Source organism: Paenibacillus sp. cl141a, assembly GCF_900109305.1.
GTDB lineage: Bacteria > Bacillota > Bacilli > Paenibacillales > Paenibacillaceae > Paenibacillus_AQ > Paenibacillus_AQ lautus_A.
In genome coordinates, this window is sequence record NZ_FNZO01000023.1 from 1 (window position 1) to 24,382 (window position 24,382).

The 24,382-nt window shown below is 46.5% G+C and carries 25 protein-coding genes and 1 pseudogene; 5 read left to right on the forward strand and 21 right to left on the reverse strand.

Features of this window, described 5'->3' with window-relative positions; genetic code table 11:
* The 6 genes and pseudogenes from BMX45_RS30760 to BMX45_RS30785 form a co-directional block, all read right to left on the reverse strand.
* Positions 1–302: helix-turn-helix domain-containing protein (locus tag BMX45_RS30760; protein ID WP_139212520.1), on the reverse strand; the 302-nt coding region annotated here is incomplete at its 3' end.
* Between the two features lie 134 nt (positions 303–436).
* Positions 437–820: a VOC family protein gene (locus BMX45_RS30765; protein ID WP_036660724.1), complete on the reverse strand. Its 384-nt coding sequence runs from the start codon at positions 818–820 to the stop codon at positions 437–439.
* 37 nt (positions 821–857) lie between these two features.
* A pseudogene (locus tag BMX45_RS30770) lies at positions 858–995 on the reverse strand (transcriptional regulator); the annotation flags it as partial.
* Between the two features lie 26 nt (positions 996–1,021).
* Positions 1,022–3,637 carry a phosphoenolpyruvate synthase gene (ppsA, locus tag BMX45_RS30775; protein ID WP_090914572.1) on the reverse strand — a complete coding sequence of 872 codons (2,616 nt, stop codon included), beginning with the start codon at positions 3,635–3,637 and terminating at the stop codon, positions 1,022–1,024.
* A gap of 222 nt (positions 3,638–3,859) precedes the next feature.
* On the reverse strand, positions 3,860–4,324 hold the full coding sequence (locus BMX45_RS30780) for a phage tail protein (RefSeq protein ID WP_090914574.1): 465 nt from the start codon (positions 4,322–4,324) through the stop codon (positions 3,860–3,862).
* A 22-nt stretch (positions 4,325–4,346) separates the two neighbouring features.
* A complete protein-coding gene (locus BMX45_RS30785; RefSeq protein ID WP_090914576.1) occupies positions 4,347–4,826 on the reverse strand; it encodes a GyrI-like domain-containing protein in 480 nt (159 codons plus the stop codon).
* 108 nt (positions 4,827–4,934) lie between these two features.
* On the opposite strand from BMX45_RS30785, the gene BMX45_RS30790 reads away from it, so the two are divergent.
* Positions 4,935–5,897 carry a helix-turn-helix transcriptional regulator gene (locus tag BMX45_RS30790; RefSeq protein WP_090914578.1) on the forward strand — a complete coding sequence of 321 codons (963 nt, stop codon included), beginning with the start codon at positions 4,935–4,937 and terminating at the stop codon, positions 5,895–5,897.
* Between the two features lie 384 nt (positions 5,898–6,281).
* On the opposite strand, the gene BMX45_RS30800 is transcribed toward BMX45_RS30790, so the two are convergent.
* Entirely contained in the window at positions 6,282–7,013 is a 732-nt protein-coding gene (locus BMX45_RS30800) for a glucose 1-dehydrogenase (protein WP_090914580.1), read from the reverse strand.
* Positions 7,014–7,198: 185 nt separating this feature from the next.
* On the opposite strand from BMX45_RS30800, the gene BMX45_RS30805 reads away from it, so the two are divergent.
* The 3 genes from BMX45_RS30805 to BMX45_RS30815 all read left to right on the forward strand — a co-directional run bounded on the left by BMX45_RS30805 (position 7,199) and on the right by BMX45_RS30815 (position 10,373).
* Entirely contained in the window at positions 7,199–7,804 is a 606-nt protein-coding gene (locus BMX45_RS30805) for a TetR/AcrR family transcriptional regulator (protein WP_175495245.1), read from the forward strand.
* 170 nt (positions 7,805–7,974) lie between these two features.
* The gene (locus tag BMX45_RS30810; protein WP_090914584.1) at positions 7,975–8,718 is read left to right on the forward strand and encodes an EcsC family protein; all 744 of its coding nucleotides are present in this window, start codon (positions 7,975–7,977) and stop codon (positions 8,716–8,718) included.
* 308 nt (positions 8,719–9,026) lie between these two features.
* Entirely contained in the window at positions 9,027–10,373 is a 1,347-nt protein-coding gene (locus tag BMX45_RS30815; RefSeq protein ID WP_090914586.1) for a glycoside hydrolase family 64 protein, read from the forward strand.
* A 103-nt stretch (positions 10,374–10,476) separates the two neighbouring features.
* Here the strand turns inward: BMX45_RS30815 and BMX45_RS30820 are convergent, their stop codons facing one another.
* Both BMX45_RS30820 and BMX45_RS30825 read right to left on the reverse strand, forming a co-directional pair.
* Positions 10,477–10,881, reverse strand: a complete 405-nt coding sequence (locus tag BMX45_RS30820; protein ID WP_090914588.1) for a nuclear transport factor 2 family protein — start codon at positions 10,879–10,881, stop codon at positions 10,477–10,479.
* 93 nt (positions 10,882–10,974) lie between these two features.
* Positions 10,975–11,442, reverse strand: a complete 468-nt coding sequence (locus BMX45_RS30825) for a DinB family protein (protein WP_090914590.1) — start codon at positions 11,440–11,442, stop codon at positions 10,975–10,977.
* A gap of 197 nt (positions 11,443–11,639) precedes the next feature.
* Between BMX45_RS30825 and BMX45_RS30830 the strand changes: the two genes are divergently transcribed.
* Complete coding sequence (locus tag BMX45_RS30830; RefSeq protein WP_090914592.1) at positions 11,640–12,542, forward strand: LysR family transcriptional regulator; 903 nt, start codon at positions 11,640–11,642, stop codon at positions 12,540–12,542.
* A gap of 142 nt (positions 12,543–12,684) precedes the next feature.
* On the opposite strand, the gene BMX45_RS30835 is transcribed toward BMX45_RS30830, so the two are convergent.
* From BMX45_RS30835 to BMX45_RS30890, 12 genes are all read right to left on the reverse strand, one after another.
* Entirely contained in the window at positions 12,685–13,080 is a 396-nt protein-coding gene (locus BMX45_RS30835; protein ID WP_090914594.1) for a VOC family protein, read from the reverse strand.
* 303 nt (positions 13,081–13,383) lie between these two features.
* Positions 13,384–14,490 (reverse strand): MBL fold metallo-hydrolase, encoded by a 1,107-nt coding sequence (locus BMX45_RS30840; protein WP_090914596.1) that lies wholly within the window; start codon positions 14,488–14,490, stop codon positions 13,384–13,386.
* A 79-nt stretch (positions 14,491–14,569) separates the two neighbouring features.
* On the reverse strand, positions 14,570–15,163 hold the full coding sequence (locus tag BMX45_RS30845) for a TetR/AcrR family transcriptional regulator (RefSeq protein WP_090914598.1): 594 nt from the start codon (positions 15,161–15,163) through the stop codon (positions 14,570–14,572).
* A 58-nt stretch (positions 15,164–15,221) separates the two neighbouring features.
* Positions 15,222–15,617 (reverse strand): MerR family transcriptional regulator, encoded by a 396-nt coding sequence (locus BMX45_RS30850; RefSeq protein WP_090914600.1) that lies wholly within the window; start codon positions 15,615–15,617, stop codon positions 15,222–15,224.
* Between the two features lie 56 nt (positions 15,618–15,673).
* Positions 15,674–16,654, reverse strand: a complete 981-nt coding sequence (locus BMX45_RS30855; RefSeq protein WP_090914603.1) for an aldo/keto reductase — start codon at positions 16,652–16,654, stop codon at positions 15,674–15,676.
* 153 nt (positions 16,655–16,807) lie between these two features.
* The gene (locus tag BMX45_RS30860; protein ID WP_254778392.1) at positions 16,808–17,032 is read right to left on the reverse strand and encodes a hypothetical protein; all 225 of its coding nucleotides are present in this window, start codon (positions 17,030–17,032) and stop codon (positions 16,808–16,810) included.
* A 26-nt stretch (positions 17,033–17,058) separates the two neighbouring features.
* On the reverse strand, positions 17,059–18,366 hold the full coding sequence (locus BMX45_RS30865) for an MFS transporter (RefSeq protein ID WP_090914605.1): 1,308 nt from the start codon (positions 18,364–18,366) through the stop codon (positions 17,059–17,061).
* A gap of 146 nt (positions 18,367–18,512) precedes the next feature.
* Positions 18,513–19,190: an ArsR/SmtB family transcription factor gene (locus BMX45_RS30870; RefSeq protein WP_090914607.1), complete on the reverse strand. Its 678-nt coding sequence runs from the start codon at positions 19,188–19,190 to the stop codon at positions 18,513–18,515.
* Positions 19,191–19,391: 201 nt separating this feature from the next.
* Positions 19,392–19,985, reverse strand: coding sequence for a YdeI/OmpD-associated family protein (locus BMX45_RS30875; protein WP_090914609.1), 594 nt, complete (start codon positions 19,983–19,985; stop codon positions 19,392–19,394).
* A gap of 307 nt (positions 19,986–20,292) precedes the next feature.
* Positions 20,293–22,707 carry an RNA polymerase recycling motor HelD gene (gene helD, locus BMX45_RS30880; RefSeq protein ID WP_090914612.1) on the reverse strand — a complete coding sequence of 805 codons (2,415 nt, stop codon included), beginning with the start codon at positions 22,705–22,707 and terminating at the stop codon, positions 20,293–20,295.
* Positions 22,708–23,120: 413 nt separating this feature from the next.
* The gene (locus tag BMX45_RS30885; RefSeq protein ID WP_090914614.1) at positions 23,121–23,948 is read right to left on the reverse strand and encodes a squalene/phytoene synthase family protein; all 828 of its coding nucleotides are present in this window, start codon (positions 23,946–23,948) and stop codon (positions 23,121–23,123) included.
* 146 nt (positions 23,949–24,094) lie between these two features.
* Positions 24,095–24,382: IS3 family transposase (locus BMX45_RS30890; protein ID WP_139212467.1), on the reverse strand; the 288-nt coding region annotated here is incomplete at its 5' end.

Here is a 24,382-nt window from a genome sequence, read left to right on the forward strand (position 1 = left end):
TCCATCTTTCTCTGCCAGGAATACAACATGGAGAAGTCCGGAAGCTTAAACAATGCAGCGGTATCCATGAGAGAAGCGTCTGATTGAGCCATATGATTGAGTACGTCCAGTTTAAAGCTTGCCGGATAATTTGTATAGCCGTTAGTAAAGACGGCCTCACCATGCATCTCATAGAGCTTTAACCAATATTGGAATTGAGACTTGGTAACGCGCATTTGATTTGCGTATTCTGACTGAGATAGAAGACCCGAGTCATACCCTTGAATTAATGCCAATTTGCTGTCCTTAGTAAATTTAGTCATAAAAAACTGCACCTCCAACTGTTAGATGTGTCTAACAATTGGGGTGCAGTTCACGTATGCGGCTTTTATCGTCCTCATGTTCTTGTTGTCCAACACGATTCAGAAGAGTCAGGGTTATCTAACAAATCCGTAAATTACTTCTGCACGATCTGAATAAGATTCCCGCAGGTATCGTCAAAGACAGCTATTGTGAGTTCGCCCATTTTTGTCGGTTCCATCGTAAACTTCACGCCTTTTTCCCTTAACCGCTCGTACTCTTTGCGAATATCTTCAACGCCAAACATGGTTGCCGGGATACCTTCGGCAAAGATCTTCTTTTGATACTCCTTTGCGGCAGGATGTTCATTCGGTTCGAGCAAAAGCTCGGTACCGTCTTGAACATCGGGCGAAACAAGCGTTATCCACCTGAATTCTCCGACAGGAACATCCTCCTTTTTAACAAATCCGAGCTTCTCTGAATAAAACTCCAGCGCCCTGTCTTGATCCTGCACGAATATACTGGTTACAATGATTTTCATGATTTTTTGGACTCCTCCAGCATTATAAAATTAAAAATTACTCTATCCATCCTTTCAGCAAATTCTTCAGTGGTTCGTTGATAAAGATAATGACTCGATATTTCCCCTTACGCTTTGTTTTTACGAGTCCGGCATCTTCCAATACAGCAAAATGTTTAGCTATCGCTTGCCGCGAAAATCGCGGCTTCATGTTGGTATTTATTATAATATTTCCACATACCCCTCTGTTCCATTCACGCGAATGCGCTGTCCATCCTTGATCCTTTTGGTTGCATTCTCGACGCCGACAACGGCAGGCAACCCATATTCACGCGCAATAACGGCTCCGTGGGTCATCAGTCCACCCACTTCGGTGATCAATCCTTTAATGGATACAAACAGGGGCGTCCAGCTAGGGTCCGTAAAGGCAGTGATCAAGATGTCTCCTTCTTCCAGATCAGCGTCTTCCATGTTTAAGATGACACGTGCTCTTCCCTCAATAACGCCCGAGGAAACTGGCAGCCCTACAATGGCTTCAGCAGGAATATGTTCCCGTTTGTACTCACCAACAATGATCTCGCCATCCGATGTGATCACACGCGGAGGAGTCAGTTTTTCATATAGTTTGTACTCGTCTTTTCGTTTGTTGATCATTCGGTAATCCAGTTTATTTGTGCGTACGATATCGTGAAGTTCTTCAAAAGAGAGATAATATATATCTTCTCTGTCATGAATAACGCCCGCTTCTACGAGTTGTTCGGCTTCTTTCAGTAAAGCCTGCTTATATACGAAGTAGCGATTAACCATGCCGTATTTCGGATACTCCCGATAACCAATGAAATTCCGGACAAGGTCGATCATTCGTTTGGTTTCTGCGGCTTTTTGTTCACCATCCGGTAATCGGTTTAATCGTTCCAGGAGTTCTTGCTCTTTATTCAGCGCTTCCTGTCGTCCTTGCTCAAACTTTCGATGGCTGGCATTAGGCTCAAAGTTTTTGATGTTACCCAGAATCAACGGGATGAGCGTAGCGGGTTTTTCGCTCCAACGTGTTCTAGTGATATCGATTTCTCCGGCACATCGCATCCCGTATTTGCTGAGAAAATCACAGATCGCGTCTCGGGCTTCACGCCCGCCATCAATCGTAACCAGCTCATTTAAAAAGTCATCATGTTTGACTTGCTGCAAATAATCAATGACTTCCGGATAAGGACGAATCGCATCTGCGACATCGAGCAGCGCCAGGCCCATTTCCGAAGTAATGTTATGGGGTACAGACTGAGAAAGCGTATCTGCTGCGTTTTTTTCACCTAGCCACTCGTTCATTTTTTCATTGATCCAGGATGAAGCATTCATGGCAGCCATAAAGACAGCCGAGCTTTGCGGGTCGAACAGAATCTTCTTCAATTGCTGGATATCTTCCAGAATGAAATCAAATAAATCCGTCCCAGATTTCGTCTCGATGTTATGTTTTAACTCTTCGATCGATGTTTGACTTCGTTGAATCAGATCATTAACGATTGTCGGCTCGTTTTCGAATTGTGGGGGAGCACCGGCAGGGGGCTTAGCATTACTGCTTTTAACGGGACTCGCTTCTTTATTGTCATCGGGTAACGAATTAATAAAATCTCCTCGTTCTATGATGGTCATAAGTGCGTCTTTCATGAGCGGATCGTGCTGTTCCATGCTTTTTAAGAAAAATTCCCTGCTATTAGGCGATGCCAGTTGATGTGTGACATCAACAAACAATCTTCCGCCGGCTTTGCGCATGGGGGCAGGAGTCGTTAGCAGGAAAAAAGACAATCCCAGCGGTTTCATGGGATCCGTCATCATTTGTTGATGACCAACAGAGATATAGACGCGATTTTCTTGGTCACTCGCTTCAGGGATCGGGTATAACGTCGTGATCGGCCGGCTCTGAACGATATAAAACACGTCATCGGCCAGGCACCATTCGATATCTTGCGGCCGGCCGAAATAAGCTTCAATCTGTCTTCCGATGCCTGCCAGCCGTAAAATTTGTTGTTCGGTAAGGGTTTGAATCTTTTGCTGATCCGGGGCAATCAACTGGGTCTCCGTTCCACCCTCCTGCCGTCCATAGATCGCCAATGTTTTGGCGGCTATCCTCTTGTCCACGATGACCTCATCCTGTACTTTGTAACAATCGGCAGATACCAAACCGGAGACCAGCGCTTCTCCGAGACCAAAGCTGGCATCGATGGACAGCAGCTTTCGATTGGATGTCATCGGGTCTGCTGTAAATAGTATCCCTGAAGCCTGCGGGAAAACCATCCTTTGAATGATCACGGATAAATAAACTTGACTGTGGTCAAATCCATTTTGCATCCGGTAGATCACGGCGCGATCCGTGAATAGGGATGCCCAGCATTTACGGATATGCTGCAAGACGGCCTCTGTCCCGATGATATTTAAATAGGTGTCCTGTTGACCGGCAAAGGAGGCATGCGGTAAATCTTCAGCTGTCGCACTGGAACGCACGGCATAAGCATGTTCCTCGCCATACCGAGAGAGATAATGAGTTACGGCTTTCACGACGTCGGCAGGAATCTCTGCGTCCATAATGATTTGCCTGATCTTCCTGCTGACTTCACCAATTCGCTCTCGATCCTCTGCTTTTAGCATGGCTAGCTGTCCCAGCAAATCTTGATAGGTTTCGTTCTGTTCGATGGCTTTTTGATATCCCGCGGTTGTAACACAAAATCCTTCCGGTACATGGATTCCTTCGATTTTTGCTAATTCTCCTAGATTCACTCCTTTTCCGCCAACGAGCAACAGCTGGTTTTGTTCCATGTCTTGAAAATCGAGAACCAAAGAACGCATTCAACATCTCTCCTAACCATTAAATTGAGAAAAAACATTTGACAAGGGCATTTTAGCGTGATACAATTAAATTGTAAGATGAGATATTTATACCCTTAACCCTGATTGTGTCGCATTCAGATTGTATCATCGTGTCCATGTAATTGCAATAATTAAAGAACCTGAAATCAGAGGATTCAGGTTCTTTTTTGGGTTTTCGTTATTTATTTGACTGCTCACCGCTCAGTATTCCTTTTTAATTACAAAGAACGAGCCCCGAATGGTTCCGGCTAATTTGGACTTCTGCCTTGCAAACTTAAACTTCCCTTCCAACTCCTGCGGTACCTCCATCCCCTCCGAAAGCTTAAAACCGACAGCCCGCTTCTTCGGATCATCAACCGTATACATGACATTGACCGCGAGGCCATCCTCATAAAAGACGAAAGCCCACTGGATATTTTCCACTTGAAAACGAGACGTCTCCAAAGGTTTGGCCGCAAACTCAAGATCTCGTTCTTCTTTCAATATTCGGTTCACATAATCCAAAGTCTCCTGGCTATCGCCGGCTGGTACAACCATAAATTCATGCTTATATTTGTTCATGAAGTAACGCGCCTCATTCGCTCGTAAACCAGCAAGCGCTTCCGCTAAGGGCGAAGACTCCAAACCAACTGTGGATACATTTTTAAAATCAACGATATAAGCCATTCTACTTCTCCTTTGATCTTATTTATTTCCTTACGATGGGAATCCACAATTCGCCACATACGAAGCCGTCCCGCTCTTCCATCTCCACCGTTGCATTCGGCCCGCCGACATAGGCAAAATCCTTGGCTGACGGCAATACTTGACCAAAGGCAATGCCAGTAAGTTTATTGCTCAGTTCATCCGCCGTTTTCCCTTCCCCTTTTACAACGAGGTATTCCCCTTTAGGGAATTGAATAACCCTAGTAGCTTCTGGTAACGACTCCTCCGTCATGACGCCGGCATAATACATCATCTTGTTATTGACCGCCTCGTTCACGGCAAAAATATAATCATTTGCAGCTATGGCCTTTAAGGTATCAAGCCTTCCGTCTTGCTTCACCGACTCCCAAAATTCCGTTTTTTCCTTGTTGATGCCGGCATAATCCGTGTAATCGCTTTTAAGTTCGGTTCCAATCCCTAATACGATAAAGCTGTCTTTTTCCTCAAGCGTATAATTTTCCATATTCAAAACCTTCCTTTTTAAAATTTTTCAAATGATTTGTCTTTTCACTTGATAGGTTTATAATAACCTTAAATCATGTCAAAAAATGATACTGTTTAGGAGAGTCCGATGAAAAAAGTTGAGCGGATTAATACCATCATGCGGTATATCAACAACCGCGCCCACTTTACCATTTCTGAAATAATGCGCGAATTTAACATTTCTCGCTCGACGGCGATTCGAGATATTCGAGAAATCGAAGCCATGGGGATGCCGCTTGTCGCTGAAGTTGGGAGGGATGGGGGTTATTTTGTCATGAACAACTCCGTCCTGCCCACGGTCCGCTTTACCGACACTGAAGTCAAAGCTTTGTTTATCGCCTTTATGGCCACTCGAAATCAACAGCTCCCTTATCTAAAGAGTCGCCATTCTTTGGCTGAAAAATTACTCGGCCTCATCTCGGAGAACCAACAAGACGATCTTGTTCTATTAAATCAAATATTGCTGTTTGAAGGTACCAATCCTCATAATCCCGACTTGCTTGATCTGTCCGACCTGCCCCATCCGATGTTAGAAAAACTCATCCAACTCCTTCTGCTGGACAACTATTTATTGGTAACCATCCAGGAAGAGAAGGAAATAAAGTCTTATCCCATTTATCTCCTGCACCTTTATCGTGAGAAAAGCTTATGGTTAATTGAAGGCTTTGACTTAGCGGAAGAAAAGAGACGGATTATTCCTGTCGACAATCTTTCCGACATAGAACGATTCCATACGAAAAAAAGGGTTGGCAAGAAAAAGATCTTAGAGCAGCTGAGTAAGCAGGAAGAGTTCATCAACCTTGTCCTTGATCTTGGTCCAAAGGCGATAGCCCAGTTCAAAAAGTACCATCCTGTAAAGTTTTCCATTGCATATACGAATCCTTACCAAACCACAGCCGTTCTTAAGGCTTTTATCGATGTGAACAAGGTGGAAGAATTGACCGAAATCACAAATTGGCTGCTATTTCTAGGTGGGGATATCAAGGTTAGGGAGATACCGCCCGAAGTGTTGGATGGTATACAAGCGAGACTAAACTTATTCTGTCCATGATCCGTACCAGATAAAACCAACTCGTGATGAGTTTTTTTGAGATTGACAATTTAAGGAAACCGGTACTCCAGGAAGAGGATAACCACCACTTCATGTTGGTTCAACAGGCCCGCACTTCAGACGGCGTACTCGAGGAAGCCAAGCAAATCATTGGCCAGAACAACATCGGGGATTTTAGCGATCAGCTCATGCCGTTATGAGAAATCCCAAGGATTAATACGAGGGTATGCTCGTATTCTCATCCAAAAAGGACGGAGTCAGTCTGAATAAGAGCGCTGATTCAGCTAGTCACATAAAGAAAAATCCCATCTTGAGCGCGATGGGATTTTTCAGATCTTTTACTTTGAAACGTACAACTTAAATACCTGATTTCTCATTTTGTGCTTATTGAGCGCCGAGACCACCGTCAATTACAAATTCGGAGCCGGTGGAATAACTCGATTCGTCCGAAGCTAGATAAAGTACGAGATTCGTTACTTCTTCCGGGTGACCGACTCGGCGAATCGGAAAACTTGCCTCCAGTTCGTCGTTGATGAGCGCTTCTGTCATTGGCGTCCGGATAAAGCCGGGATGCACGGAGTTGACGCGGATTCCGTAATCGCCAAGCTCCAGTGCTGCCGCCTTCGTCATCCCGCGAACCGCAAATTTGGATGCGGTATAGGCAATTTTTTTGTAAGCTCCAACGATACCGGCAAGTGAAGAAATATTGACGATCGAACCGCCGCCCGCCTTGCGCATCGAAGGCACGACGTAGCGCATGCCAAGAAATACCGACAGCTGGTTCACATCAATAACCCTTTGGTATTGGGCGACGGAGACCTCCTCCAAATCAACCGCCGGAAGGTCGATCCCCGCATTGTTGATGAGTACGTTAATCGAACCGAAAGCTGTTTCAGCTTGCTTGATCACAGCCTGCCACTCGCTTTCGTCCGCAACATTATGTTTTATAAAAAGGCTGTTTGGTCCAAGTTCATCCTGAAGTTTCCGTCCTTCTTCCTCCAAAATATCGGTGAATACTACCTTTGCGCCTTCGGTAACGAATCTCCGCACATGTGTCGCTCCCATTCCACGCGCAGCTCCTGTAATGACAACCACTTTTCCATTCAATCTGGACATTTGCTCATCTCCCTGTCTGTTTCTCTATATCGTCTCTCGGGCTGTTCATTATGACCCAACAAAATTATAATAGAATGAGGAGAAATCGGTTACAATCCACAACACTCTTCAATTTGTTGGACTTCCGACAAAAGCCATGAAGGTGTTGGAATAATCGTAAATTTCAATCATAGGATGTGATTCTGTTGGCTTATCTTCACAGACAGGAGCGCAAAAGAAGGCAATCGACAAACGCTTTAAAAGCCGCTTTCATCGATCTCATTTTAGAAAGTAATGATGCAAATGCCATCACGGTATCCGAAATCGCGGACCGAGCTGACTATAATCGCAGCACCTTCTATTTCCACTATAAGGACAAGCAAGAAATACTGGAGGATTTATTCAAGGACGCGATCGAAGGCTTCCGCAACGCAGTTACTGTTACCTTCAGCAAAGTCCAGTCGGTCAATCTTGACAAGGTGTCTCCGTCAACCCGGCTGAGCTTCGAACATGTCGAGAACAATAAGAAGTTATTTAAAGCGCTGCATGCCATCCGAAAGACGGATTCGCTATATGAAAGACTAGAGCAGTTGTACATCGAGATGTTCACGGGCAACTACTATTTTTCACGGCGGCATGATGAGCCCACCATTGACCAGGAAATGACCGTTAACTATCAAATTCACGCAATGATCGGCATAATTAAATGCTGGATACAATCTGACTTCAAATATTCAGCCAGTTATATGAGTGAACAGATTACGAAGGTTCATGTCAATCGTCCCACCGATATGATCTATATGCAAACGTAAGCATCTATTCCAAAGTGCATCACCGTGCAGGCTCTGCGTTCGACACGCCCTTATCAATCCTCTTCGGCGATACTGGACTTAAGTCGAGGTCTGTTACCTGCCGCGGTCTGTTCCGAACCACGGAGATATTCGTTACAATATAGCGAAGACGTTTAGAGGAGCGATTGATCATGAATTACGAGCATAAAGTACAGAGGGAGATCGCCGACTGGGAACACCAGATGTTCAAACCGCCGGGCTGGCTGGAAAAAACATCGAAAACCATCGGCAGCCGGATTAATCATTGGATTCCCCCGAAGGTGCACACCATCATAACGACCACCATACGATCGATCGTGCGTACGGCACTGTTCGGAGCAGAATATACGCCTAGCCGGCCGGTCCAGCGTTCTCTGGAACTGGAAGCTGCCGATCAAGAAGCGAAAGAGTTGTTTGCTCTGTACCAAAAAATCGCGGTTGCCGAAGGAGCTGGTACCGGAGCCGGCGGCATCATGTTCAGCATGGTAGACTTTCCGGCTTTAATCGCGATCAAAATGAAATTTTTGTTCGAGCTGGCGCATGTTTACGGTTATGACACCAAACACTTCTCCGAGCGGGTATTCATCCTCAAGGTATTTCAAATGACGTTTTCGGGGCCCGAAAACCGTGCCAGGCTGCTCGATTCCGTCAAGCGTTGGCATATTGAAAAGGAACAATGGCGCTCTGATACCGAATATGCCCGGAATATGGACTGGGAAACCTTTCAGATCGAGTATCGAGATGCCATGGATTTCCGGAAAATGCTGCAGATGGTACCCGGGATCGGTGCTTTCGCAGGCGCATGGGCGAATTACACCATACTTGAGGAGCTGCGCCAATTCGCCATGAACGCTTACCGCCTGCGCAGATTGCACGATTTCGAGGGATTGGGTTAACCCTATCCTATACATCTTAGAAACATGAACGAAGCATACCACAAAAGCAGCTCATCCATAGGATAAGCTGCTTTTTGGAGTGTTTCCATTGTCATTACCACGCGCATATTTCCATTTCCGAAATGACGAACCCCATCCCGAAATTCCGCTACTACTAAATTTTGGTAAACGGATTTATAATCTTTTTGTCATCGCATGGATTGCCATTGACTGTCAGCCAACGATCACGTCAAACAAAGGAGGGATGCCGTTTCAGTCCCGGTTGCGAAGTTATTTTAATCCCAAGTTCAAAGGAGGAATTTTTGATAATGCAGAAGGGAATGCGTTACCTGCTGATTCTGTCGCTGCTGCTGACCTGTTGGTCCGTTTTCGGTACGAGAGCCGAAGCTGCGGACTATACACGGGGCGTTGAATTATCCGGCAGCACAGCCACCGTATGGTTCAAATCCGCCGTCAACACTAGCTGGGTCGATATCCATTATCGAGTGAATGGCGGCGAACAGCAAAATTTCAGAATGTCTTACCATGCCGGAAAATCCCGATATGAACAGGCCATCTCAGGCATTGCCGCCGGCCACGTGATTACGTATTCGTTTACTTACAATAACGGGATCCCTGCCTACGACACGGGTGTATTCTCTTACACTGCCGGTTCCACGACGCCTCCTTCTTCTTCCGGCTCCATATATGACATTCATCCATCCACCATACCCATGCCGCCAAACGGTGCCGTCTCGGTCAAGATCATGAACGGGACCCAAGGCGCTTATACCGACCAGCAAATATACTGGGGCGTTCTCGGCATCAATCCCGTCAACAACCAGTGGAGCTATTTGGACCTTAACGGCAATCTGATCCCGATCTCCAGCGCCTTGAATGATGCGCCAGGCCATTTAACCAAGAACGGCATCAACTACGCCAACATTTATCATAAAGTCAGCGATGCTTCTTGGGTCACATTGCCCCAGATCACATCGGGCCGAATGTTCCTTAGCGTTGGTACTCCTCTGTATCTGAAGACCTTTAACGATGGATTCGCCGGCCCCGATCTGAACAATCCGACCGACCCGAACCGTGATATTTATTTTGATTTCGTTGAATTCACGATTGACGCCGCTGGCTATCACGGCAATACGACACGCGTCGACGGATTCGGTTTCCCCCTCCAGCATCGTCTGGTCAATAAATCCGGTTCCTTTGACCAGACTGTAGGCGAGCTGGAATCCGAAACCCGAAACGGAATCTTCGCCAAATTCCAGGCGGAAGTTCCGGCCGCCTTCAAATCATTGGCTACGATTCAAGCACCGTATCGCATTGTCGCGCCGATTCACGGTTCTTTTGCCCAGGGTGGCGTGAATGCCAACTACTTCGGCGGGTACGCTCCGTACAGCACCCAGGATATTTTCCGGTGCGACGGCGCTTTAACGGATGCGGCAACTTGTGCCGCCATTCAACGTCATGTATACACGGCCACCGACTGGAATAACGTTTCGAATTACTATCAAGCCGCCCCGGCCAATTATTACGCAAAATTCTGGCACGACCACAGCATTAACCGCTTGGCCTACGGTTTTCCGTATGACGATGTCAACGGCCAGGCCGCTTACCTTGAAGTTGGCGACCCGAAAGGCCTGATCATCCGCATCGGTTGGTAAATCTCCCATGATACCCGTGTGACTGAGATTGCAAATTGTCTACTCGCTTTATTTATCATCTTTAGCCCAAAAAAGCCGCGATTTTGGCGGCTTTTCATGCGTTTTAGGGGGCCTCATAGTTTTTTAACGGCATACCTACATATTCGCGGAAGGAGGCAATCCGCTCTCCCTCGAACTCGAAGACGATCGCAAGCTCATTACTAAAAGAGCGGCCATTCAACAAACCTTCTGAGCGAAATACCACCGTCCCGTGGTCCGCATTCTCAATCAAGACGAGCGGAATCAGCTGCATCTGAAATACGGAACGCTCGAGCCTGACCAGCTCCTCGAACCGCTCTTTGCCTTGCTGCTTGTGATCCCACCCATCTAGCGGGAGCGGAACAAAGAAATGAAAACCATCTGTAACCTTATCAAGAAAATCCGCTGTATGCCCTGTTTCTAAAGCCTGTTTAAAAGCTTCAAAACTTTCAGTTGTTCGGGTTGATACGGAGTCTACAGATTTTTTCATGTAGGCTTCCTCCTTATGGTTAATGGTTAAAATGCAAGCTCCATTCATGGAGCTGTCGATCATTCGCCTTTGTTTACGCTTTCCAAGCTTTGATTAACACGTCTGAACCTTTAGCTGGCTTGATATCGTTTCGAGGTGAATGGCTTCGTGAAGCAGCGCGAAGTTGAACAGGTCCCCAGCCGTGCTGAATTGGAACGGGCCCATGACATACGGAGTTGAAAGCTTTTCGTCAAGCATATCAGAATTCAGCCCAGATAGGCGTGAAAGCTGAGCTGTTAACATCTCGACCAGTTCTTTTTTCGATGGAGGAGCCACCTTCCAATCCGAGGGCTTGGTTCCGGAGTTAAACAGTAAAGCATACGAGTCCGGAATGGCTGATGGGGAACCAAAGCTCAGGGTAGCATACGTATCCATCCAATAAATGATATGGCCGACATTCCAACGGATGGTGTTGTTAAATCCTGCACTTTGTATGTCGAACCGTTCCTCCGGTATAGCCCCCACCTGCTGCAGCACCACTTGACGTCCAATCTTCGCCGTATTGATTATCGCTTCGGACATGTTCATTTCCTCCTTCGTCATAAAAAACGTTTGTTATGCTCCCAAGTATAGGTCGCACGGAACGTTACATCAATGCAGTGAACATTACTGGAACGTTAAGTATAAGTTAACGATAATGAATTGACAGATCAGGAAGATAACGCCACAATAATCGTGAAACATCCATTCCAGGATGCAAGGGAAAGCAGGTGTGCAGGATGGAGTTAAAACAACTGCAGTATTTTATGGCTATATGCGAAGAGCTTCACTTCTCGAGAGCAGCCGAAAAAATGGGAGTCAGTGCTCCCAACGTAAGCCAGCAGATCAGGAGATTGGAAGAAGAATTAGGGGTTTTGTTGTTCGATCGCGCGGGAAAAACCATTGTTCTTACTGACGCTGGAGCGATTCTTCATGAACATGCCGCCGCCGTGTTCGGGCATCTGCAGCAAGCGGGCGATGCCATTGCCGATCTGAAGCAGATGCAAGGTGGATCGCTATCGATCGGGGTCTTGCCCGGTGACGCGGATCTCATGTTTAATGCCTTGCTGCTGGATTTCCATCAGTCCTACCCCGCCATCTCGCTGTCCCTTCTGGAAACCATGAAGGTAACGGAACAGGTTTTGGACCGAAGCATCGATATCGGCGTAACCATCGGACCCGTTAACGATGAACGTCTCACGTCAATTCCCCTGTTTCACGAGGAATTCTCATTGGCTGTACATAGGGACGATCCTCTTGCCGGGGAGAACTTCATCCCCTTGAACAGGCTGCGCTCCATGAATATGGTCATGTTTCCACCCGATCATCAATGCCGCAAGCTGATCGACCGCTTCTGTATAGACAACGGCTTTGCAGTGCAGCCGCATATGGTGACCACAACATTATCCTCCCTCCTCCAGATGGTACAGAGCGGAGTTGGCGCGTGCGTTTTGCCGCGACTTCTACTGGATAATCTTCGCAATACAGAGATCAAAGTCGTGCATTTAAGGAATCCTACGCCTTCTCAAGACATTTGTCTGATCTACCGCAGCGACAGATTCGTGGGATATGCCATGCGCACATTCATCAAAAATTTGAGGGCTTACATCGAGACAGCCATCCGTCATTCGAAGTCTTCATAGATAGGGATCTTTCCGTGTCCAGTTGTGCACATACTGGATAAGAAATCAAAAAGCCTGATAACTCAGGCTTTTCTTAACGAATAAATGCAGCATTTTTGTGACAAATGCTGTCCCTAAATTAAACACGCAATCCATAACTTCTTCAAATGATTTGCTGCGCAATCTCCCACACATGCCCTGCAGGATCTATGAAGGCAGCGGTTCGGACACCCCACGGCCGATCCATTGGACCGTTAAGCAGGGTAACGCCGCGTGTTTTCAATTCGCTGCAAACTGTATCTACATCATCCAACCGGATCGTAAACTGGAACCGAGATCCGGATTCCCGGCTCGCGACAGTTCCAGGATAGATCAGACCATGGGCTTCGGAGATATTCAGGAGGTTAATGCTCATATTTCCGAAATTGAACACCGCAGAAACATCGTCTTCATAAACAGCGGAAAAACCGAATACTTCTTGATAGAACACCTTCACATTGTGCAAACCCTCCACAAACAATGTAATTACATCAACATTCAACGACCCTAAAGACCTCATACATACACCCCTTCACCTTAAATCAACTCATATTTATCATAATAGGATTAAGGAATTGATATTTCTTTTTGTTTGCTATGTCATTCCTATGAATATCTCATTGTTAAATAATCGTATCCGGTCATGGGAAATATGATGTGGTTGATGGCTTTATGGGGAATTTGTTCTGTTCGATGGCCATCAAGACCATTCCCGAAATAAGCTGTACTAGGAGTGATGCAGCCGTGTTACAGATGAACAAAAAAATCCGCGGATTCCGCGGATTTATAATGCATGTATGTTGATAAATTGCCGCTGTTTTTGTTATTTCCACCAAACGGCAGCATGATCAGGCTCTGTAGAATATTCCGATGGAGCTATTACTACCGATTCCCCAATTTGAGGAGTGAGTATGTGCACTTGTTTTTGTTTAGCAGCCATAGTCACGCGTTCGATCGGTTCATTCCAGTCATGCAAGGCCAACGTAAACCCTGCCCAATGGATCGGAAGCAACCATTGCCCTTTCACATCCAGATGAGCCTGTACCGTCTCTTCAGGCATCATATGAATATTCGCCCAACGCTTGTCGTATTGACCACATTCCATGAGCGTCACATCAAATGGGCCGTATTTTTCACCGATCTCCTGAAAATGCGGACCATACCCGCTATCCCCGCTGAAATAGACTCGGCTCTTGTTGCTGATAATGACCCAAGACGACCATAAGGTTGAATCACGGTCAAACAGGCTTCGCCCAGAAAAGTGTATCGCTGGCGTGCAGATAAGTTGTAGACCGTCTAACCCGGATGCATCCCACCAATTATGCTCGGTAATACTCGATTTTGAAATCCCCCAGCGCTCCAAGTGACCACCAAGGCCAAGCGGCACATAAAAATGCTTAACCTTCTTCATTAGCTTCTGGATGGAACTGAAATCCAGATGATCATAATGATCATGAGACAAAACGACGGCATCAATGGGAGGGAGCTTGTCCAGATCAATAGGAATATCCCTGCTATAACGTTGATTCCCAAAAACAGGGACTGGGGATGGAGACGTTCCTAACATAGGGTCGAACAGCAGCGTTTTCCCCTCGATTTCCAGCATGAATGCAGAATGTCCAAACCACGTCACACGTGTTAGGGCTTGTTGTTGTATACTTGCGGGATCTACTCGCTTCATCGGTAATGGAGAAGTCGGCTTCCGATTGGTATTCCGTTTCATGTAATCCCGTAATAATGACATGAAGTCTGTGGTTCCCATCCTCATGGAGGTATGGATTGGATTCACAAAATGATTACGGTCGAAATTCGGGAGTTTGCGAAATTCGTTTCGTTTCTCCCTAGATACTCTTTGGCCGAATGGCGGATAAACTCTCAGAAACAATGTAATAGATAGGATTAAAGCAGCGCATATCAAGAAAATGGTCATAGGGTTCTACCTCGATTTGTCCAATCTAGTCTAAGATAAAAGAATCGGATTACATTAATTGTAATGCTCCTTCTTGCGTTTAAGCTTTCACTGCATCCCAGCTCATAACGATAGCTGCTTCCAATTCCCGATTGCCAAATCGGGTTCCGTTCTTCAGATGTGATTTCGCCAATTCGGCTACGGGTAAAATCGAATAAACGATCAACATATCCACATCTTCCGCTTTCAATATATTCTGCTTCTTACCCGTTTCAAACATCTCGAAAATAGGTTGGAACAGGCTTGCGGTCTCGTCCAAACACCATTTCTGCGGCAATGGAGAATTCATGATTTGCTCTAAAAATAGAAAATAGTCTTTGTGCATATGTATAAACTCAACATACTTCCGGATGATCGATTCAAAGCGTTCTTTAACCGATCGCGTATCATCGAATCCCTGTAACATGCTCTTACTCATCTTGCCCTTCACTTTTAAGTAAGTTTTAAGCAGCAAATCCTCCTTATTCTCATGATAAATATAGATCGTTGCAGCCGATACGTTAGCTTTTTTAGCTATTTTGGAAATCGACGTTTCCGCAAAACCAATCTCATTCACTAATTGAATCGTCGCGTCAAAAATGGCTTCCACTTTGTTATCATCTCTATGTCTCATGAAATAATAATAAGCGATCATTCATTTATAATCAAGAAACCGGGTCGGGAACCCTCCCGAAACCCGGTTTCTTGATAAGTTAGTCTGTCTGCTTCCTGAGTGCATTTTCTTTTTTCATGATGGTCTGTTCATATCTTGTAATTTTATCGTTTAGGCGCTCCAGTGTGTTCGTCATTTCTTCGATTTTGTCCCCCAGTCGATTGCGCTGTTCAATCAACAACCCCTTTCGCTTTTCAAGCGTGTCGTCTCCTTGTTGAAAAAGCGAAACATACTCGATCAGCACCTCGACCGGAAGCCCCGCGCTTTGACGCATGCATTTAACAAAATCCACCCACTTGATGTCTTCCTCCGTGTAATCCCTGACACCGTTTTTGTTTCGGTTTACAGGAGGAATCAACCCAATGCGCTCATAATAGCGCAGGGTATCCTGGGAAAGCCCGAACCTTTCGCTGATTTCTTTTATCGTCGCCGTCATGTCTTGATTCACCTTCTCTGTTCAATGCCGTTTCCTAAATAAGTTAGTTGTTAAAGCTATAAGGCGCCCACAACCCGGTGAGGTATGTACGGCTCTTCCAGGGAGGCCATCTCCTCCGACGTGAGTTTGACTGTAAGCGCGGCTGCAGCATCCTCCAGATGAGATATTTTGGTCGCGCCGACAATGGGAGCCGTGATCGGTTCTTTCTGCAGCAGCCAGGCGAGCGCAACTTGAACGCGGGGAATGCCCCGCTCTTCCGCAATGCCTGCAAGCCGTTCCACAATAACCCGATCGGCATCCGCCGTGGCATCATACTTGGATTTCTGAACCATGTCCGTTTCGGAACGCTGCGTCGTCTCCGACCAGTCTCGCGTCAATCTTCCTGATGCTAATGGGCTGTAGGGGATCACGCCGATTTTTTCGGATTGGCACAGCGGCAGCATTTCTCGCTCCTCTTCGCGGTAAATGAGGTTGTAATGGTTCTGCATCGAAACGAACCGGGTCCAGCCATTCTTTTCAGCGGTATGCTGAGCCTTGAGAAACTGCCATGCATACATGGCTGAAGCTCCGATGTAGCGAACCTTTCCGGCTTTCACCACATCATGAAGGGCCTCCATCGTTTCTTCGATAGGCGTATCATAATCCCATCGATGAATCTGGTACAGATCAACATAATCGGTACCCAGCCGCTTGAGGCTCTTGTCGATTTCGCTCATGATTGCCTTCCGGGACAGCCCCATCCCATTGGGACCCTCGTGCATACGGAAATGAACCTTTGTCGCCAGGACGATTTCGTCGCGATTCGCATATTCTTTCAAGGCGCGGCCGACAAATTCCTCGCTTGTACCGTCCGAGTAGACATTCGCCGTATCAAAGAAATTGATGCCAAGCTCCAATGCCTTTTTAATAATAGGACGGCTGCTGTCTTCATTTAACACCCATTGATGCACCCAGCGCTCTGCTACGCCAAATCCCATGCACCCAAGACAGATGCGGGATACATCGAGACCAGTGTTCCCTAGTTTCACATACTCCATCATAATCCCTCCTTAGACTTAAGCTTATCACTTGGAGTTAACTCCAGGTCAATACGCAATAAACACTCATGATGTTCCGTTTGACGCTAACCTGCAAAACAAAAACTCCGCGTTCATCACGGAGTTTTTGCTGCAGGATTGTGTATTGCCAACTTATGAATCGCTTTGAACCGTAGATAACGAAACGAGGACCGGACCGGCAAAGTCCGAAGCCTCCTCGCCTTTTGGATTGTGAAGACGGAACAGAAATGCGTCACCCGTTTCAGACTTCCATACGATATAATCGTTAATCCCTTTATCGCCCGCGGCTTGAAGGTATAGCTCGGCGGAACCCAGCGGATGCTCGACGAGTTCTCCACTGTTGAGTTTATTACCCAAGAAGTGGCAACGAAATCGGGTTCGCGTTAGAAAGAGATGGATTTTTCGTTTTTATCCTGACCTTGCGAAAACACAACCGGGATCAGAAGCAGGGCGAGTATGCTCCCGGCAAATGAAAGTGTGGCATAGCTGGATTGAGCAACCACCATACCTGAAAGGGCCCCACCTGATGCCCCCGCGAGGGCAATCAATACGTCAACAGACCCTTGCACTTTCGCACGGTTTGTTGAGGTTGTTGCATCTACGATCAATGCCGTTCCGCTGATCAAGCCAAAATTCCATCCCAACCCTAGAAGAGACAGGGCGACAATCAATACGGTCATGGAATCAGCCGGTGCCATGGCGGCAATGACCCCTGCAAGCAAAAGCGTAACCCCAGAAGCCATCGCCATGGCCTTACGTCCGACTTTATCGACCAGGATACCGGTAATCAGGGATGGAAGATACATCGATCCGATATGAAAGCCAATGACAAGGCCCACTTCGCTTAGTCCATGACCATGATGTCTCATATGTACGGGTGTCATGGTCATAATAGCTACCATTATAATTTGCGTTAAGATCATAACCACAGCACCGATTGCGATTCCACGCTTTCCGGATCCAGCAGTACCCATTTTTTTAGCCGAAGCGGCATGCTTATCCGATTTTCCCTGCAGTGCTATAGCATTTGCTACCAACAAAGGATCGGGACGTAGAAAAATGAGCAAAACGATGCCCGCAAGGATATATGCCGCAGCTGCCAATAAAAAGGGTCCTGCCAAACTCGGTATCCCCACCGACAGGGCGAAATCGCCAGTGACATTGACTAAATTCGGGCCTGCTACTGCACCAAAGGTAGTGAATACCATGGCCGTACTGGCTGCGGTTGCTCGTTGCTTAGAGTTGGCCAGGTCCGTCCCGGCATAGCGTGCCTGCAAATTCGTTGCGGTGCCTGCACCATATATCAATAGTGAGATTAAGAGCAGAGTCAGGCTATTCAACACGGCTGCTAACACGACTCCAATCGCTCCTATGCCTCCCGCCAGAAAACCGAGTCCCAATCCCAAACTGCGTCCATATCGTTGGGAAAGACGGCCAACCAGCAAGGCCGCACCTGCTGAGCCTAACGTAAACAGTGCCGTTGGTACACCCGTAAAATTGTCGGTTCCCAGCATATCCTGAGCCAAAAGCGCCCCTACGGTAATGCCTGCCGCAAGACCAGCGCCCCCGAAAATTTGTGAAATAACAACGATGTTTAGTGTCCGCCGGTACAATTTACGTTGTTTTTCGGGTGAATCCACATAGCTCTGCAGCGAAGCCGGCAGCTTCGTCATGTCTTTTTTCGAATACATTCAAATGACTTCCTTCCGTAGAAATACGATATGAAGTTGCCCCTCTAATCACCTTGAATCATGACCGGTTCCACAGACCTTAAGCTCTCCATTTCGTCGTCGTCAACCTTTATGATTGGTGAATTGATAAATGGAAGGACGCTTGTTTACGAAATGTCCTGTTCTTCGCTGTTTCGCTTATTCGCAAATGCTTCCCAGTCCTGAACCCTCTTGCTTAAGCGAGCCGCATCGATTCCTTTGGACTTTAGTATCTCGATGGCTTTGACAGACATTAAACAGTGAGGACCTCGGCAATAGGCTACGACTTTGGCCTTCGCAGGCAAGGCATGCAGCTGTTCGGCCAGCTCTTCTATAGGTATCGAGATAGCGCCAGGAATATGAGCAGCTTCATATTCGTCCTTTGGACGAACATCGATCAGCGTCACTTCCCCTGCTTCCATGCGGCTCAGGAGCTCTTCAAATGATACTTCTTCTATATCCGATAGCTGACCCAGGAATTCGTTTTTAATATGCTGGACTTCAATAAGTTGTTTTTCTGATAAACCATACAGAGAGTCTAAAAAGTGCAAGACTGCAGGATCAGCGATTTCATAAATCACGAAATTTCCTCGTTTCTTATAATCGACTAGTTTGGCATGATGGAGGGTCTGCAAGTGTTGAGAGACATTCGCTATAGACATGGATGTGATTTTTGATATAGCTTCTACGGATTTTGGTCCTTGTGTCAAAACATCCAGAATTTCTAAACGTTTTGGGCTGGAGAGGCACTTTCCAATTCGTGTAAATTCCTTGTATAATTCGTCTTTAAGCTCTCTTTCGTTCATGGATTCAACACTCCTGCAATAAACTGTTCAATTGATATATTGAATAGTTTAAGTGGCATTCTGGTTGGCGTCAATATTCTAATAATAAAAAAGAACAGGTTGCCGGTTGAATGAACCAGCAGCCTGTTGCCTCGGCTTGTACTCTTGTTTGGAAGAACTCCGCGCATAGCGCAGCGTGTAATCCCCAATATGTAAAAATATCTAATCGTTTAATCCCTTACCATTCAGGATAAGCGGGATATATTTTTCAACCCTTGACTCTCGTGTTTTGGCTTGCTTGGGTGCAGAGAAATGCAAAATGTACGCTCTTTGCCGACCTGGCGTCAATGCTTCAAAAGCCTCTTTTAGGTTAGGCATTTCCTCGAACTTATTTTCCAGCTCTAAAGGTATGGTGTAATCCGTATTCTTTTTATAATTCACTTGCAGACCGGCTTTCTCCACTTCAATGGCTTCCGTAATATAAGCTCTCACGATCAGTTGCATTTCATCTATATCTTGAGCATTGGTGAACCGAATTTGGCGCGCGGCCTGAACGTTCTCCGTTTGCTGGATCAGGATCCCATGGGGATCTTTTAGCAATGCGCCTTTGTGAAACAGAAGCGCACAGTAATCCTTAAAACCGTGGATCAACACGATATTTTTATCGTCGAACGTGTAACAAGGATGCATCCACTTAAAATCCTCGGTCAGGCCGCAGTCCAGCGCAATTTCTCTCAATAGCCCGAACTCTTCCTTCCACTTTTTAAGCTTATTAAAATACGGATCAATCTTTGTATTCCTTTCACCTTTTGTCATCAAGGTGCCTCCTCTGCGTTTGGTGGTTCAAAAACGGCATCTGGCCACGGTCTCATACTATACGACACCATTCGGTGACGAATTTATTGTATGACACCGTTAAGTGTCGTGTCAACGGAGGTAATTAATCCCCAGGATGCACCGAGAGCTCCTTAAGCCGTAGCATGTTCTGACAAGTCACTCAGCGCCAAGCCAGAGAGAGGAACAGTCCCGCCCCTTCTATAGATGTATTGGACAGACTAACAAAATCAACAAAAAAAATAACCTTGGCCAACTTAATGGCCAAGGTTATGGACATACGAGCAAATTATGTTGTTTTCTCATACAATTGCTCAGGCACTGCCTGCACGAACGGAGACCACTCGCCCGTCGCGTAAAGATGCAGTCGGTGCATGGCCCGCGTACAGGCCGTATAAAGAAGCTTGCGTTCGTTTTCCCTGCCGTAGGTTTCGGTCGAAGCATCATAGACCAAGACCGCATCGAACTCGATGCCCTTTGCGAGATATACGGGGACAACCATCACCCCGTTTTGATAGGTGACGGTCTCCTTCGTAATGAGCTGCAAGGCTTCGCATCCCTGCAACCGTAATGATTCCAATGCTTGTCGGCTTTCGGCCGCAGTCTTCGTAATGATGGCAATAGAGTCGATGCCGTCGGCTTTAAGCGCCGCGATGTCTTTCATCAACTGCGCATCACGTCTCTCTCTGCCTTCAAACCCAGCAAGAACAGGCTTCGGTCCGCTCCTCTCAAAGGGTACGATGTCCGACTCATCGGTAAGCAGTTCTTTCGTGAATTCCACGCTCTCCCGTGTAGAACGATAACTGCGCACTAGACGAATCAAGCTTGTATCGGCTTCACCATAAAGCCGAAGCAGCGGCGAATCGTCCCCTTGCAGCTTTGTGGACTGCATGAAGATCGCCTGCCCGAAATCGCCGAGTACCGTCATGCGAGCACGAGGGAACAGTTTTTTGAGATACTCGTATTGAAACGGCGAGTAATCCTGTCCCTCATCAACGAAGACATGTCGAATCTCTGTGTTCGTCCGAACGCCTTCGATCAATTCTTTTAAATACAAATAAGGAGTCGCATCCTCATAGTATAATTCGAGCCGATCCAGCTTTTCTATGGTTTGCTTGCAGATTTCAGGCCACATAGCAGGGACATCGGATTCCTTCGTTTTTTCCCGATATGCAGCTACATCGCCGAACAATTGGACGTATAAGCCATGGGCATCGATAAACGATAATTTCCTCACGGTTTGCCTCAGCGGTTTGAAGCTCTTCTTCACGATCCGCTGGCTGAGCAATTCTTCTTCCCGTCCGGCGAAGTCAAAATCGCCTTCATCTCCCCGGCGTTTTTTGCTTTTTATCTCGTTCACTACGGCGTAATGCTCGGCAATGTCAAAGACTTCCCGATCCTTGTGCAGCTCGCCGAACACTTCCGCATAAAGCTCCGTATCGAGGTAACTCAGCTCCTCGACTACCCAGGACGCCTTACGCTCATTGCGTTCCAATAGTGATATCTCCTTCTGCAGCCATTTCTGAAGCTGCTCAACCCGATTGGCCAAGCTCAAGGAAGGGTCGTAGCTGTAAAATTGGGCTCTCATTTGCTCCGCCGTAATCAGATCACGCTCCCGGAATCGAATGCTTTTGAATAGCATCCCTTCCCGGCCCAGCCACTGCGCATAATTCTGCAAAGCTTTCATGAAAGACTCCGATGCCTTGTATTGAATTCCCTGAAGACGTATCTCGTAATTCGGGGTTGATTGTGCGGTCAGCACATATTCGATCTGATCAAAGGGATCCTCCAGTCGCAAGGATGGACCCAGCCAGTATTCGAGATATTCCTGCAGCGTCGTCTGCTGCATGTTCTCCTCGCCAAGCTCGGGAAGAACAGAGGATACATAGCTGTTAAAAATCGGATTCGGCGAGAAAAGAACAATCTGGTCAACCTTCAGCGAATCGCGGTTTTTGTACAGCAAGTACGCCACGCGCTGCAAAGCCGCTGAGGTCTTCCCGCTGCCGGCCGCGCCTTGTACGATCAGAAGCCGGCTGCGATCGTTTCGGATGATGGCGTTTTGCTCCCGCTGAATGGTGGATACGATGCTTTTCATTTGTGAATCTGCGCCTTTGGCAAGCATTTGCTGGAGCAGCTCGTCGCCGATCGTCAGGTTCGCATCAAACATATTTCGAATGTGACCGTTGTGAATCTGATACTGCCGTTTCAGCTCCATCCTACCCGAAATCTGCCCCATCGGGGTGATGTATGAGGCCGCGCCTGGGGAGTGGTCGTAGTAAAGACTTGCGATGGGAGTACGCCAATCATATACCAGAAAGTTCATTCCATCTTCATCGATAAAAGATGATACGCCGATATAAATCTGCTCGCTCAGGTTCATGCCGTCTTCCAGAAAATCGACGCGCCCGAAATAGGGAGAAGGCAGCAACTGATTGAAGTTCTTCCATTGCTGGGTCAGAAGCCGCTGCCGGCGTTCCCGTTCGGATAATATCGCGGCCTGTTGTTTGATCGTATAGAATGTTTCTTCGAATTCTTCATCCGTGCTTGTGTTGACTGTTACTTCTTCCCAGAATCGTCTGCGTATCTCAGCAGCCTGATCGCTTAGCCCGGTAACCACAGGTTCCAACTCGCCAATCCTTGCTTTCAGCTTTTCCCTGACCTGTTCCAGCCGTTCTTGTTCTGTCTGCCATTCTTTTGCTTCCATGATGTTCTGACACACTCCCTTTACCATTTTATGGGGATAAAAAAGAGCATTGACAAATCAGAGGTCACTGGTGTACAATCAAATTAGGAATAGTAATGATAATGCCAGTTAACTTGATTTTTTTCAATTGCGCTATAAATTATAACATAGCGTCTTTTTCATGTTCAATATTTTTTTTATTGTCGCTTGGCTTATGGCCAAGCTTTTTTATTTCTCCATATGACGAACTTCTCCGCTCTCCCTCTTAATTTTGTCCCTTCGCGTATCCACTTCTCACCAACGATCCATCCGTCCGTTTCATGGAGGAAATTTAATAGTACTTAACAAAAAAGCAGCCGATTACGCGTCGGCTGCCTTCTCAATATGGATCTATCGGATTTCTTGCAGTTCCGGTATACATTCGAACAATGCGATTAGCCGGTTACGCGATTCACGATTTTCAGTACGGCATCCCTCGTTAATTTGCTTCCGCCAGCAGATATGAGATTTACTGTGGCATGAGCTAAGGATAATGGGATTTTGCAAAATTTCAATGCTGGACCATCCTTCAAATCGGCAATATATGAATCGGCAATTTGTAAATTTCGGCGTGTGTATTGCTGCATTTCCTTAAATCCCCAACCATCCGGATAGAAGTCGACGCCGCGATGAAGATCCTCTTCTCTATTGCGAAGGATATTTACCGCTTGCAGTCCTCTTCCGAAGGCAATTGCTTTGGTTGAATCAGACTGCGTCCCGTCATGCCAGAGCCAAAGCTCGGATAACATTTCTCCAACCATCCCAGCCACACTATAAGTATATCTGTCCAAATCCTCTTCCGTGTGGATATTCCACCCGCTTTGAACCCACTGCGCCATATGTAACGACATCTTGGCGATGTAACGATATACGATCGGGACGCCGGATGACGGACAAAGAAGCGCCCAGTCATCGATCTGCATCGTAACGTCCGGTAATATTTCTTGGTAAGGTGAGAGCAAATGTTGAGTTTGGGTTACCATCATATCCTCGGATTTGAATATATCATGAATGCCCAGCAGCAGTTTCACTTTCAATTCGTCCGTGAGTTCTTTATGGTCCTCGATTTCGTCAATTGCCCTCATGCATAGATAGGCAGATGTAACAGCCTCCTTTAATCCCAGTTCCAAATAACTTATGGGTATATAAAAAGTCCGGCTCGTCTTCTTTAACATGATCATCGCTTCATTCAGGGTAACGTTACTAATGAGTATTCCCTCCAAGTATCAGGCTCAACTTTATATTAATTATTACTATGATAACATACATAGATATGGTTAAAGCAAATTTGCTGACGTACATCGTTAAAACAAAAAAAGCCGCGGTTTTGAACTTAACCCTGTCAAGTAGACAACCTTAAAAAGCAGCCTTAAGCAACCTTAGTTCGGTACTCAATTGGACTAAGGTTGTTTAGTTTTTGTTGAAAACGTTCGTGGTTGTAAAAATGGATATATTGTTCAATTGCCATAATAAGCTCTTCCTCGGTCGAGAACGTGGCGAGTCGAAAACATTCCGACTTCAGGTGTCCAAAGAAGCTCTCGATACAGGCGTTATCCCAACAGTTTCCCTTACGCGACATACTCACTTTCATTTTCTTGCGCTTCAACAAGGCATGGTACTCCTTGTGGGTATACTGGAAGCCTTGGTCGCTGTGGAG

Coding starts and splice junctions, on each gene's coding strand:
- BMX45_RS30765 (WP_036660724.1), bottom strand. CDS start 820: ATGAAAATCATTGTAACCAGTATATTCGTGCAGGATCAAGACAGGGCG.
- ppsA (WP_090914572.1), bottom strand. CDS start 3,637: ATGCGTTCTTTGGTTCTCGATTTTCAAGACATGGAACAAAACCAGCTG.
- BMX45_RS30780 (WP_090914574.1), bottom strand. CDS start 4,324: ATGGCTTATATCGTTGATTTTAAAAATGTATCCACAGTTGGTTTGGAG.
- BMX45_RS30785 (WP_090914576.1), bottom strand. CDS start 4,826: ATGGAAAATTATACGCTTGAGGAAAAAGACAGCTTTATCGTATTAGGG.
- BMX45_RS30790 (WP_090914578.1), top strand. CDS start 4,935: ATGAAAAAAGTTGAGCGGATTAATACCATCATGCGGTATATCAACAAC.
- BMX45_RS30800 (WP_090914580.1), bottom strand. CDS start 7,013: ATGTCCAGATTGAATGGAAAAGTGGTTGTCATTACAGGAGCTGCGCGT.
- BMX45_RS30810 (WP_090914584.1), top strand. CDS start 7,975: ATGAATTACGAGCATAAAGTACAGAGGGAGATCGCCGACTGGGAACAC.
- BMX45_RS30815 (WP_090914586.1), top strand. CDS start 9,027: ATGCAGAAGGGAATGCGTTACCTGCTGATTCTGTCGCTGCTGCTGACC.
- BMX45_RS30820 (WP_090914588.1), bottom strand. CDS start 10,881: ATGAAAAAATCTGTAGACTCCGTATCAACCCGAACAACTGAAAGTTTT.
- BMX45_RS30825 (WP_090914590.1), bottom strand. CDS start 11,442: ATGTCCGAAGCGATAATCAATACGGCGAAGATTGGACGTCAAGTGGTG.
- BMX45_RS30830 (WP_090914592.1), top strand. CDS start 11,640: ATGGAGTTAAAACAACTGCAGTATTTTATGGCTATATGCGAAGAGCTT.
- BMX45_RS30835 (WP_090914594.1), bottom strand. CDS start 13,080: ATGAGGTCTTTAGGGTCGTTGAATGTTGATGTAATTACATTGTTTGTG.
- BMX45_RS30840 (WP_090914596.1), bottom strand. CDS start 14,490: ATGACCATTTTCTTGATATGCGCTGCTTTAATCCTATCTATTACATTG.
- BMX45_RS30845 (WP_090914598.1), bottom strand. CDS start 15,163: ATGATCGCTTATTATTATTTCATGAGACATAGAGATGATAACAAAGTG.
- BMX45_RS30850 (WP_090914600.1), bottom strand. CDS start 15,617: ATGACGGCGACGATAAAAGAAATCAGCGAAAGGTTCGGGCTTTCCCAG.
- BMX45_RS30855 (WP_090914603.1), bottom strand. CDS start 16,654: ATGGAGTATGTGAAACTAGGGAACACTGGTCTCGATGTATCCCGCATC.
- BMX45_RS30865 (WP_090914605.1), bottom strand. CDS start 18,366: ATGTATTCGAAAAAAGACATGACGAAGCTGCCGGCTTCGCTGCAGAGC.
- BMX45_RS30870 (WP_090914607.1), bottom strand. CDS start 19,190: ATGAACGAAAGAGAGCTTAAAGACGAATTATACAAGGAATTTACACGA.
- BMX45_RS30875 (WP_090914609.1), bottom strand. CDS start 19,985: ATGACAAAAGGTGAAAGGAATACAAAGATTGATCCGTATTTTAATAAG.
- helD (WP_090914612.1), bottom strand. CDS start 22,707: ATGGAAGCAAAAGAATGGCAGACAGAACAAGAACGGCTGGAACAGGTC.